Origin of the sequence: Duganella sp. S19_KUP01_CR8 (assembly GCF_036688705.1) — a bacterium.
Classification (GTDB): Bacteria; Pseudomonadota; Gammaproteobacteria; order Burkholderiales; family Burkholderiaceae_D; genus Rugamonas.
In genome coordinates this window covers 177958-188341 of the sequence record NZ_JAQQPR010000012.1, presented here as the reverse complement: position 1 = coordinate 188341, position 10384 = coordinate 177958, and the positions used below count along the sequence as shown (strand labels likewise).

At 66.2% G+C, this 10384-nt stretch carries 13 protein-coding genes; 8 read left to right on the top strand and 5 right to left on the bottom strand.

Annotated elements, in window-relative coordinates:
- Positions 1 to 48: 48 nt before the first annotated feature.
- Positions 49 to 555 (bottom strand): GAF domain-containing protein, encoded by a 507-nt coding sequence (locus V6M89_RS14395; protein ID WP_332853804.1) that lies wholly within the window; start codon positions 553 to 555, stop codon positions 49 to 51.
- 89 nt (positions 556 to 644) lie between these two features.
- Positions 645 to 1535 (bottom strand): LysR family transcriptional regulator, encoded by an 891-nt coding sequence (locus tag V6M89_RS14390; RefSeq protein WP_332853803.1) that lies wholly within the window; start codon positions 1533 to 1535, stop codon positions 645 to 647.
- Between the two features lie 88 nt (positions 1536 to 1623).
- On the opposite strand from V6M89_RS14390, the gene V6M89_RS14385 reads away from it, so the two are divergent.
- The 3 genes from V6M89_RS14385 to V6M89_RS14375 all read left to right on the top strand — a co-directional run bounded on the left by V6M89_RS14385 (position 1624) and on the right by V6M89_RS14375 (position 3448).
- Positions 1624 to 2577 (top strand): aldo/keto reductase, encoded by a 954-nt coding sequence (locus tag V6M89_RS14385; protein ID WP_332853802.1) that lies wholly within the window; start codon positions 1624 to 1626, stop codon positions 2575 to 2577.
- Positions 2578 to 2809: 232 nt separating this feature from the next.
- On the top strand, positions 2810 to 2941 hold the full coding sequence (locus tag V6M89_RS14380) for a hypothetical protein (RefSeq protein ID WP_332853801.1): 132 nt from the start codon (positions 2810 to 2812) through the stop codon (positions 2939 to 2941).
- 147 nt (positions 2942 to 3088) lie between these two features.
- A complete protein-coding gene (locus V6M89_RS14375) occupies positions 3089 to 3448 on the top strand; it encodes a KGG domain-containing protein (protein ID WP_332853800.1) in 360 nt (119 codons plus the stop codon).
- A 63-nt stretch (positions 3449 to 3511) separates the two neighbouring features.
- On the opposite strand, the gene V6M89_RS14370 is transcribed toward V6M89_RS14375, so the two are convergent.
- Positions 3512 to 4009: a pyridoxamine 5'-phosphate oxidase family protein gene (locus tag V6M89_RS14370; RefSeq protein ID WP_332853799.1), complete on the bottom strand. Its 498-nt coding sequence runs from the start codon at positions 4007 to 4009 to the stop codon at positions 3512 to 3514.
- A gap of 169 nt (positions 4010 to 4178) precedes the next feature.
- Between V6M89_RS14370 and V6M89_RS14365 the strand changes: the two genes are divergently transcribed.
- From V6M89_RS14365 to V6M89_RS14345, 5 genes are read left to right on the top strand one after another with little or no spacing between them, the layout of a single operon-like run.
- Complete coding sequence (locus V6M89_RS14365; protein WP_332853798.1) at positions 4179 to 4826, top strand: PepSY-associated TM helix domain-containing protein; 648 nt, start codon at positions 4179 to 4181, stop codon at positions 4824 to 4826.
- A gap of 18 nt (positions 4827 to 4844) precedes the next feature.
- Positions 4845 to 5360, top strand: coding sequence for a DUF2271 domain-containing protein (locus V6M89_RS14360; protein ID WP_332853797.1), 516 nt, complete (start codon positions 4845 to 4847; stop codon positions 5358 to 5360).
- Positions 5361 to 5369: 9 nt separating this feature from the next.
- Positions 5370 to 6200 carry a DUF4198 domain-containing protein gene (locus V6M89_RS14355; protein ID WP_332853796.1) on the top strand — a complete coding sequence of 277 codons (831 nt, stop codon included), beginning with the start codon at positions 5370 to 5372 and terminating at the stop codon, positions 6198 to 6200.
- Positions 6201 to 6217: 17 nt separating this feature from the next.
- On the top strand, positions 6218 to 7243 hold the full coding sequence (locus V6M89_RS14350) for an FAD:protein FMN transferase (RefSeq protein WP_332853795.1): 1026 nt from the start codon (positions 6218 to 6220) through the stop codon (positions 7241 to 7243).
- Positions 7240 to 8604, top strand: a complete 1365-nt coding sequence (locus tag V6M89_RS14345; protein WP_332853794.1) for a sulfite reductase subunit alpha — start codon at positions 7240 to 7242, stop codon at positions 8602 to 8604. Before V6M89_RS14350 ends, V6M89_RS14345 begins: the two co-directional genes overlap by 4 nt.
- 58 nt (positions 8605 to 8662) lie before the next feature.
- Here the strand turns inward: V6M89_RS14345 and V6M89_RS14340 are convergent, their stop codons facing one another.
- Complete coding sequence (locus V6M89_RS14340; protein WP_332853793.1) at positions 8663 to 9964, bottom strand: DUF2325 domain-containing protein; 1302 nt, start codon at positions 9962 to 9964, stop codon at positions 8663 to 8665.
- Positions 9965 to 9978: 14 nt separating this feature from the next.
- Complete coding sequence (locus tag V6M89_RS14335; protein ID WP_332853792.1) at positions 9979 to 10311, bottom strand: hypothetical protein; 333 nt, start codon at positions 10309 to 10311, stop codon at positions 9979 to 9981.
- Positions 10312 to 10384 lie beyond the last annotated feature (73 nt).

The window sequence follows — 10384 nt, the reverse complement described above, 5'->3', positions numbered from 1 at the left end:
ACTAAAGCCGAGCTCATGCTCAAATGGGGGACCTGACCCCGGGTTTGATTAAATCAGCGTGGCTTCGAGGATCTTGACCAGCATCTCGATGCCGTCGGCGTCGGTCTGGTCGAAGCGGTTCGGCAGCGGGCTGTCGAGGTCGAACACGCCGACGATCTCGCGGTCCACGCCGCGCACCGGCACCACCAGCTCCGAACGCGAGTTGACGTCGCAGGCGATGTGGCCCGGGAAGGCGTGCACGTCCGCCACGACGATGGACTTGCCTTCCACCACGGTGGTGCCGCAAACGCCGCGCCCCTTCTTGATGCGGATGCAGGCCGGCTTGCCCTGGAACGGTCCCAGCACCAGTTCGTCGCCCTTGAGGAAGTAGAAACCGGCCCAGTTCAGGCCTGGCATGCTGTTGAATACCAGCGAGCTGAAGTTGGCGGTGTTGGCGATCAGGTCGCTTTCGCCGTGCACCAGGCCGGTCAGCTGCGAGCGCAGGTCGTCGAACATGGCGCGTTTGGCTTCGGGAGTGTCGGTGCCGTAGGCGGTGTCGCTGAGGGTGAAAGTCATGATGATCTTTTAAGAAAAATTTTCCAGGACGGTATGGTAGCCGATATGGTAGCTGTTTCCGCGCCGGCGCGCTGCATATCGGCCCAGGACTAGCCCAGCGTCTCGGTCGCCAGCCGGCGCAGCAGGGCGGCAGCCGGGTGGCCTTCTGCGACGATCAGGCCCAGCCCGGCGGCCAGCTCTTCGCCTTCCTTCAGCTTGCGGTAGGCCACGCCGCTGCGGCTGATCGCCGCAAACGAGGCCGGCAGCAGCGCCATGCCCTTGCCGGCCGCGACGTCGCTGAGCAGCACATGATGATCGTGCGGCTCCAGCAGGAAACGCGGCGCGAAGCCGTGCTTGCGGAACACCGCGTGGCTGTGGTCGAAGAAGGCCGGCTGGCGCGCCCGCTCGAACCAGTACACCGGCTGGTCTTGCAGGTCGGCCAGCGCCAGGCTGCGGCGCCTGGCCAGCGGATGGCGGCTCGACAGCGCCACCAGGGTCGGCTGCTTGCCCAGTTGCAGCACGGGCAGGTCGAAGGTCTTGGTCGGCAGCGCGATGATGGCCGCGTCCAGCCGCCGCGCGCGCAGGCGGGCGACCAGGCGCGGCGAGGCGTCGAACACGGTGTCGAGCGCCGCGCCAGCGCCGTTGCCGAACTCGGCCGAGATGCCGTCGGTAAAGGCGCGGTACAGGTCGGACTCCATCGACGACGTCATGCCCAGCCGCAGTCGCATGGCGGGCTGGTGCGTCTGCAGCGCCTGTTCGGCCTGGTCCAGCAGCGCCAGGATGCGCAGCGCGCGCGGCAGCAGCTCGCTGGCGGCAGGCGTCAGGGCGACGTGCTGGGTGTCGCGCTCGAACAGCTTGACGCCGAGGCGCTCCTCCATCTGCCGCACCGCGCGGCTCAGCGGCGGCTGCGTCATGTGCAGCTGCTCGGCGGCCTGGCGGAAATTCAGGCACTGGGCGACGGCGACGAACATCTGTAATGCATTGGTGTCGAGTTTTCTCATGATGCTAAAAAGGTATCACGATTTTGCACATTCCGTGCGCCGCGCACAGTGGCTAGACTCGCCCTTATCGACCAACAAGGAGTTCAGCATGAAGAAATTATCGGGTTTGGGTTTTGGCTGCATGGGCATGTCGGAGTTCTACGGCGCCACCGACGACGCGCAATCGCTGGCCACGCTGGAGGCCGCCTACGAGGCGGGCGTCACGCTGTTCGATACGGCGGACTCTTACGGCGTCGGCCACAACGAAGAGCTGCTGGGCCGCTTCCTGCGCGGCAAGCGCGGGCAGGTGACGCTGGCCACCAAGTTCGGCCTGGTGCGCAAGGCCGGCAACTACGAGCGCCGCATCGACAACTCGCCGGCCTACATCCGCGCGGCCTGCGAGGCCTCGCTGCGCCGGCTGGATATCGAGCATATCGATTTATACTATATGCATCGTTTGAACCTGGCGGAGACCCCGCTGGAAGAATCGATGGAAGTCCTGGCGCAACTGGTCCGCCAGGGCAAGATCGGCGCCATCGGCCTGTGCGAAGTATCGCCCGCCACCTTGCGCCGCGCCGCCGCCGTGCATCCGGTGGCCGCCGTGCAAAGCGAATACTCGCTGTGGACGCGCGATCCGGAAGACGGCGTGCTGCAAGCCTGCCGGGAAGTGGGCGCGGTGTTCTGCGCCTACAGCCCGCTGGGCCGCGGCTTCCTGACCGGCAAAGCAGTGCCGCTGGAAGAGGGCGATTTCCGCAAGTTCAGCCCGCGCTTTGCCGAGGAAAACCTGGCCGCCAACCAGCGCATCGTCGACATCGTGCGCGAGATCGCCGGCGACAAGGGCTGCACGCCGGCCCAGCTGGCGCTGGCCTGGCTGCTGGCGCAGGGCGACGACATCGTCCCCATCCCCGGAACCAAGCGCATCCCTTACATGCTGGAGAACCTGGGCGCGTTGCGCGTGCAGCTCAGTGCGGAAGAGCTGGCCCGCATCGGCGCGGCGCTGCCGCCCGGTATCGCCGCCGGCGCGCGCTATCCGCAGGAAGGCATGAAGGGACTCAACGCATAGCGACTCCTATCGACTCCTAGCCGTTTTCCGAGACACTCCTACGATGGTTGTAGGCAGTCTCCGATGGCGCGCGCGCGCGGCTCGCGATACTCTTGAAGGCAGTGCGCTGCGGCCCACGCGCCGCGCGCGTTTGTTGACCATCGAAAACGGATAACATATGTCGACCAGAAAAAAGAACGCCGTCTTACCGCGTCAGGGGAAACAGAGAATATCGTCCAACGGAGAAAAAACAGTGCCATACGGGCCGCCAAGGCTGTCGCCTGAAATCCAGGCCATGCTGATGGTGGGCGAGGAGCAGGTCATCATCAATCAGGAGGTGAACGACAACCTGTGCTTCATGACGGAATTCATCGATACCGTCTGAACCCGCGGCTTTGTAACCGGTACACGGAATGGTCCTACGTCGCTGTCTGCATGCGTCCTATATTGTGCGGTTGGGTCGTGAACTACGATGACTGCTCCTGTGTAGCAAGCAGGGTCAGTTAGCGGTAGTTTTCACGAGGAGACGATCATGGCCACTTCCAATCAGGGCAATGACCAAGGCAGCAAGCAAGGCGATAAGACGGGCAGCCAGCAGAAGGACACAAGCAAGCGCGGCTTCGCGTCCATGGACCCGCAACAGCAACGTGAGATCGCGGCCGAAGGCGGCCGCGCGGCCCACGAGAAAGGCACGGCGCACGAATTCACTTCCGAAGAAGCGCGCCGCGCAGGCAGCATGAGCCACAAGAACGATGCGCGTAGCAGCCAGAGCAGCTCACCGGGCAGCGCATCGCAGAGTGGCGGCAAGGAAGATGGCGAGGAGAATGGCAAAGGTGGTCGCAGCGGCTCCAGCCGTTCGGGATCGTCGAGCGGTTCAAGTTCCAAGTCGTAAGCGCTGATAGATAGTTGGCCGCCCGCATATAGGTTTTCGTGCGGGCGGCTTTCGTTGATGCCTCTACAGGCAGATCGTCGTATGCGGCCCGGTCTGCAGCGGCGTGCGACCGCCGATGGCCGCCTTGGCCAGCTGGAACAGCTGCTTCATCTTGCTGGCGCTGGCATCCCAATATTCGGCGGTCTGGATGTGCACGCGTATCAGCGCCAGATGCGGATCGTCCAGCCCGCCGGGGAAGGCGCTGCGCAACATCGGGCGCCACAGCTCGCGCGCCTTGGCGCCATCCTTCAGCAGGCTGGCCTGGCCGCACACCGACAAATACAGGTTCTCCGCCGGATTGCAAAAACTGACGTTGACGCCGGGATGCCGCTGCAAGGCGGTGATAAAGTCGGCATCGTCCGCAGTGAAAAACCACAGATTGCCCTCGTTGTCGATCTGCTGCATGGCCAGCGGACGGCTGCTGAGCGCGTTTTCGTCGTCGCAGGTGGTGAACATGCCGAAGCGCACATTCTTGATCTTGGCGGCCAGCGTGGCGATTTGTTCCTGATTGTAGAACGGCATGATGCGCCTCCATGAGGATAGTGGACAGAATTAAGTCCCACCTTAGCCGTTTGGCGCCGGGAACACTGTGCGTGACAACACGTAGCTTTACATTTGCGATACATGCTGGCGATTGACTTTGCAAATGATAATCATTATCATCTACTTTTCTCCCATTGAAGGATAGCCCTTGAGCGCCCAAGCCGCAGCCTCCGCCCGCAACGCCAGCCGTGCCGTTTGGCTCAAGCACCTGCACCAATGGCATTGGGTCAGTTCGGCGATGTGCTTGATGGGCATGTTCTTGTTCAGCATTACCGGCATCACGCTCAACCATTCGACGCAGATCGAGGCCAAGCCGGCCGTCGTGCGCCAGCAGGCCACCGCGCCGGCCGCGCTGACGGCGCAGTTGCGCGCCTACGCCGCCGGACACGATGGCGCCAAGGAGCCGCTGCCGGCCGCCGCCGAGCAATGGCTGCGCGATACCTGGAAGGTGCAGGCCGGCGGCCGCATCGCCGAATGGGCCGCCGATGAAGTCTACCTGCCGCTGCCCAAGGCCGGCGGCGACGCCTGGGTGCGCATCGCGCTGGAAGACGGCGCCGCCGAATTTGAAAACACCGACCGTGGCTGGATCTCCTGGCTCAACGATGTGCACAAGGGCCGCAACACCGGCACCGCCTGGAACTGGTTCATCGATATCTTCGCCGGCGCCTGCCTGGTGTTCTGCATCACCGGTTTGCTGATCCTGAAATTCCACGCGGCCAACCGGCCGTTCACCTGGCCGATGGTGGGCCTGGGCATCCTGATTCCATTTGTCATTGCACTGCTGTTCATTCATTAAACTCACGACAGGTACTCCATGAAATTACGCTATTCCATCGCACTCAGTCTGCCGCTGGCCAGTGCCACGGCCATGGGCGCCGAGCTGGCGCTCAAACTCGAAGTGCCGCAACTGAACGTGGCCGAATACCACCGTCCCTACATCGCCGCGTGGTTGGAAAACGCCGACCAGAAAGTGGTCGCCAACCTGGCCGTGCTGTACGACGTCAAGAAGAAGGACAACGCCGGCACCAAGTGGCTCAAGGATGTGCGCCAGTGGTGGCGCAAGAGCGGCCGCGACGTGGAAATGCCGATGGACGGCGTCAGCGGCGCGACCAAGGCGCCGGGCGAGCAATCGCTGACCTTCCCGGGCGCGAAAGCGGCGCTGGACAAGCTGCCGGCCGGCCAGTACACGCTGGTGGTGGAAGCGGCGCGCGAAGCCGGCGGCCGCGAAGCCGTCAAGGTGCCGCTGCAATGGCCGCCGAAGTCGGCGCAGAACGTGAGCGGCCAGGGCAAGGAAGAACTGGGCGCCGTGGTGGTACAACTCAAACCTTAAGGCCTGTCCATGAAACTGCATAAATCGTTGATCGCCGTGGCGCTGGCCGGCCTGTCCGTTGTATCGCTGAACGCGCAGGCGCACAAGCCGTGGCTGCTGCCATCGTCGACCGTGGTCGAAGGGAAGGAAGCCTGGCTGACCGTGGACGCCGCCATTTCCGAAGGCCTGTTCGATATCGACCATCAGCCGCTCAAGCTGGACGGCATCGTCATCACCGGTCCGGACGGCGGCAAGCTGGCCATGGAGAACGTCAACAACGGCAAGCTGCGCAACACCTTCGACCTGAAGCTGCCTAAGCCCGGCACCTACAAGATCGCGCTGGTGTCGCAGGGCGTGACGGGCAGCTACAAGAACAAGGAAGGCGAGATGAAGCGTTTCCGCGGCAGCGAGGAAACGCTGGCCAAGGAGGTGCCGGCCGATGCGACCGACGTCAAGCTGACGCGCATGCAGAGTCGCCTGGAGACCTTCGTCTCGACCGGCACGCCGGACCTGGCGGTGTTCAAGCCGACCGGCGTCGGCCTGGAACTGGTGCCGGTGACGCACCCGAACGATATGCGCGCGGGCGAGAAGGCCACGTGGCGCTTCCTGCTGGACGGCAAGCCGGCCGCCAACCAGGGCTTCAGCCTGATCCCGGGCGGCGTGCGCTATCGCGGCACGCTGGGCGAGCTGCGCAAGAACACCGACGCCAACGGCGAAGTGACGTTCGAGCTGCCGGCCGCCGGCATGTACCTGGTCAGCAGCGCCTGGCCGGCCGCCGCGCCGCAAGCGCCGGGCCAGCCGCCGCAGATGCCGCCGCGCCGCGTCAGCTACGCGGCGACGGTGGAAATCCTGCCGCAATAAGGCGCGGTATTTCTGCCATGCGTCGTGTATTGCTGCCCCATGTCGTCGCCGACGAGCCGGCGCCCGCCGGCGGCGTGATCCGCGATTTCGGCGGGCGCAGCATGGGCACCAGCTGGTCGGTGCGGCTGGTGTGCGCGCCGGAGGATCCCTGCGTCCATCTGCAGCAGGGGCTGGAGCAGCAGCTGGACGCCGTGGTGATGGAAATGAGCCACTGGGAAAGCGACTCCGACCTGGGCCGTTTCAACCGCGCCGACGCGGGCAGCTGGCGGCAGTTGCCGCCGGCGTTTTTCGATGTGCTGGCGTTTGCGCTGGACGTGGCCGGCGAGTCGGGCGGCGCCTACGATCCCTGCGCCGGCGCGCTGGTCAACCTGTGGGGCTTTGGCCCGCGCGGCCGGTTCGACCAGCCGGATTTCGTGCCGCCGTCGGCCGCGCAGATCAGCGCGGCCCTGGCGTCGCGGCCGGTGCTGCTGGAACGCGAAGGCCGCCGCGCCTTGCAGCCGGGCGGCGTGCAGCTGGACCTGTCGGCCGTGGCCAAGGGCTACAGCGTGGACCGGCTGGCGTATTTTTTGAAGACCCAGGGTTATGCCCACTGCCTGGTCGAAGTCGGCGGCGAGCTGCGCGGCGCCGGCGTCAAGCCGGACGGCCAGCCGTGGTGGGTGGCGCTGGAGCAGGTGGCCGATGGTGCAGATAGCGATAGCGCCGCGCCGCAGCCGGATGAACTGGTGCTGGCGCTGCACGGCTTGTCGGTGGCGACCTCGGGCGACTACCGCCGTTATTTCGAGCTGGACGGCCAGCGCTATTCCCACACCATCGATCCGCGCAGCGGCATGCCGATCGCCAACGACCTGGCCTCGGTCACCGTGGTCCATCCGCAATGCATGGCGGCCGACGCCTGGTCCACCGCGCTGACGGTGCTGGGTTGCGAACACGGCCTGCGCCTGGCCGAACAACAAGGACTGGCGGTGCGCTTCGTCGTCCGCCGGCGCGACGGCGGCTTTACCGAACACATGAGTACCCATTTACGCAGCATGCTAGCCGAATGATCTGGACCAACGACCCCACCCGTTTGATGCTGGTAGCCAGCCTGGCCATGAGCTACGCGCTGGTGTGCCTGGCGCCTTATCTGCGCACGCGCCGCAAGCGCGTGGCCGCGCAGCGCGCCAAGGCCGAAGCGGCCGCCAACCCGGGCTGGATCGTCGCCTACGCCAGCCAGACCGGCAACGCCGAGGAACTGGCCGGGCAGACGCTGGCGACCCTGCGGCTGGCCGGCATCGCCGCGCAGATGAGCGAGCTGTCCGAGCTGCATGCCGAAGATTTGCAGCGCGCCGAGCGCATCCTGTTCCTGGTCAGCACCTACGGCGAGGGCGATGCGCCGGACGCCGCCGCCGCCTTTGCCGGCCGCCTGATGACCAACGGCCTGGCGCTGCCGCAACTGCATTACGCCGTGCTGGCGCTGGGCGACAGCGCCTACGCCCAGTTCTGCGGCTTCGGCCGCGCGCTGGACCAGTGGCTGCAAGCGCAAGGCGCGCAAAGCCTGTTCCCGCGCATCGAGGTCAACCGCAGTTCGGCCGAGGCCATCGGCGCCTGGCGCCAGCAACTCAGCCATCTGGCCGGCACCAGCGATGCGCCGGACTGGAGCGCGCCGGCTTTCGATAATTGGCGGCTGGCCGCGCGCGTGCTGCTCAATCCGGGCAGCGCCGGCGCGCCGGTCTACCATCTGGAGCTGGAACCGCGGGACGGCGAACTGCCGGCCTGGGAGTCGGGCGACCTGGTGCAGGTGTCGGCGCCGTCCGATCCCGAGCGCGCCCGCGAATACTCGATCGCCTCGATGCCGGCCGACGGCCGCGTGCATTTGCTGGTGCGCCTGCACACGCATGACGACGGCAGCCACGGCGCCGCTTCCGGCTGGCTGACGCAGCAGGCCGGGCTGGGCCAGGCGATCCAGTTGCGCCTGCGCCAGCACCGCCGTTTCCGCCTGGAGGACAACGCGCAGCGGCCGCTGATCCTGATCGGCAACGGCAGCGGCATCGCCGGCCTGCGCGGCCACCTGAAGGCGCGCACGGCGAACGGTCGGGCCCGCAACTGGCTGCTGTTCGGCGAGCGCAACGTAGCCCACGACTACCACTATCGCGACGAGCTGGCGACCTGGCAGCTGCACGGCAAGCTGGAAAAACTGGACCTGGTGTTTTCGCGCGACCAGCTGCAGCGCCGCTACGTGCAGGACAGCCTGGCCGAGCAGGCGGACACGGTGCGCGCCTGGGTTGCGGCCGGCGCCGCCATCTATGTGTGCGGCAGCCTGGACGGCATGGCGGCCGGTGTCGACGCCGCGCTGGCCGCCGCGCTGGGGCGCGAAGCGCTGGACCAGCTGACCGCCGCCGGACGCTATCGGCGCGACGTTTATTGACGACTATCGCGCTACGAAAGAAAAAATCCCTGGCTAGTGTTTCCGGCCAGGGATTTTTTTATTCCGCTCCTGCTTGTTCCAGTCCGCGCGCCAGGCTGGAGATGCTGGGGTTGTCGATGAACACGCAGCGCTTGCCGGTGCGCTTGCAGTAGTCCTTGACCCGCCAGTAGGCGCTGTGGCTGATGCAGCCGGTCTGGCAGATCACCAGGTCGGCCGCCGCCAGGCTGGCGTCTAGGCGGTTGGCGTTGTCTTCCAGGCCGCCGTCGTGGTGGGCGAACTGCGCGCCCTCGCGTTCGATCAGCTCGCGGTAGGTGGCGACGTTGCCGCTGCGGCCGCCCACGCACAGCACCGCGCGGTCGTTCAGGCTCAGTGGCATCTTCATCACGTGCTCGACCACCTGGCGGGTTTCCTCCTGTATCTGCGCCGGTTCGGCCGCCGTCTGCAGCTTCGCCAGTTCCAGCTTCAGCTCGGTGATCTGGTTGCGCATGGCGCGTTCGCGTTCATCCATCTGCATCAGGCGCTCGGCCAGTTTGGCGCGGGTTTCCAGTCCGGGGATGGACTCGCGCAACTGTTCCAGCTCGGCCTTGAGCGAATCGATCATGCTGTCCTTGCCGACCGACTGCGCGCGTTGCTGCATCAGCTGGGCCGCATGCTTTTCCGCGTCCGCGCTCTTGTCGGCCAACAGCGCGGCGGCGCGTTGCTGGGCCTTGGCCAGGTCGTGCGTCAGGCGCGCGTTGTCGGCCAGCGTGGCGTTGAATTTGTTGATGTCGGCGCGCACGCAAGCGCCGGCCTGGTGCTGCACCATGTGCAGGTCGCGGCACATCTGTTCTTCCAGCTCGGCGTTGCAGCGCGGATGCGTCAGGCCGGCCCAGAAGGCGCCGGCGACGTCGCCGTTGGCAACTGACGTGTTCCACAGCTCGGCGACCTGGGCGGTGCTCTTGGCCGCGCGGAAGCGCAGCAGCACGGCGGCATAGCGGCGCTCCAGTTCCTTTTGCAGCGCTTCCGACAGGCGGTTGCGGCTGCCGCACTCGGTGACGGCGCCGACGTGCACTTCATAGTCGTCGGCCAGCACCTTGCCGGACGTGACCTTATCCACCAGCTTGCGCAGCACGCCCAGCGGGAAGCCGACGCCGACCAGCGGGCAATGGCAGGCATGGCCCAGCTCCCACAGCCGGCGGCGGCGCGAGGCGTGCGTCTCGTCCTGCGGCCGCAGCGTCGCCATGACGCTGGTGATGGCGGGCTTGAGCACCTGCTGCTCGGCGGGGCGCGGCGGCGCAGTGGAGGCGGGCGCCAGCGTGCCGGCCACCTGCGGCATGGCGGCGGCGATGATGGCCGCCAGCGGATCGTGTTTGTCGCACATGGGCAAGGCTCTCCTTACACCGTGGCCGGCGCGATACGCGCGCGCGCCATGATGCGGCTGAGGAAGTTGCTCTTTTCCTGCAGGTGCATATTGCGCTCGACCACGCCGGCCCACTGCTCGGACAGCTGCTGGCAGGTGGCGCTGAGCACCGGCGCCAGGTCCGGCAGGCTGGCCAGCGCCTTCAGGTGGCGTTCGATCACCGAGGCCAGCTTGACACAGCCGCCGGCGTCGTCGCTGCCGGCCGTGTAATGCGACATCAGATGCAGCACGGCGGACAGCATCAGTTCTGGATTGTGTCCGCCATGGGAGGGGGCGAGAAAAATCGGATTGCTACGGTCTATGGCCATCAAACGCTCCTGGTTTCAGTTAGGAAGTCTGGCTGGCTTGCGGCTGGCTACTCGGGCAGGGTGGGCGCGGCGG

Excerpts from the sequence above, each read along its gene's own strand:
- V6M89_RS14395 (WP_332853804.1), bottom strand. The coding sequence starts at position 555 with ATGACTTTCACCCTCAGCGACACCGCCTACGGCACCGACACTCCCGAA.
- V6M89_RS14390 (WP_332853803.1), bottom strand. The coding sequence starts at position 1,535 with ATGAGAAAACTCGACACCAATGCATTACAGATGTTCGTCGCCGTCGCC.
- V6M89_RS14385 (WP_332853802.1), top strand. The coding sequence starts at position 1,624 with ATGAAGAAATTATCGGGTTTGGGTTTTGGCTGCATGGGCATGTCGGAG.
- V6M89_RS14375 (WP_332853800.1), top strand. The coding sequence starts at position 3,089 with ATGGCCACTTCCAATCAGGGCAATGACCAAGGCAGCAAGCAAGGCGAT.
- V6M89_RS14370 (WP_332853799.1), bottom strand. The coding sequence starts at position 4,009 with ATGCCGTTCTACAATCAGGAACAAATCGCCACGCTGGCCGCCAAGATC.
- V6M89_RS14360 (WP_332853797.1), top strand. The coding sequence starts at position 4,845 with ATGAAATTACGCTATTCCATCGCACTCAGTCTGCCGCTGGCCAGTGCC.
- V6M89_RS14355 (WP_332853796.1), top strand. The coding sequence starts at position 5,370 with ATGAAACTGCATAAATCGTTGATCGCCGTGGCGCTGGCCGGCCTGTCC.
- V6M89_RS14350 (WP_332853795.1), top strand. The coding sequence starts at position 6,218 with ATGCGTCGTGTATTGCTGCCCCATGTCGTCGCCGACGAGCCGGCGCCC.
- V6M89_RS14345 (WP_332853794.1), top strand. The coding sequence starts at position 7,240 with ATGATCTGGACCAACGACCCCACCCGTTTGATGCTGGTAGCCAGCCTG.
- V6M89_RS14340 (WP_332853793.1), bottom strand. The coding sequence starts at position 9,964 with ATGTGCGACAAACACGATCCGCTGGCGGCCATCATCGCCGCCGCCATG.
- V6M89_RS14335 (WP_332853792.1), bottom strand. The coding sequence starts at position 10,311 with ATGGCCATAGACCGTAGCAATCCGATTTTTCTCGCCCCCTCCCATGGC.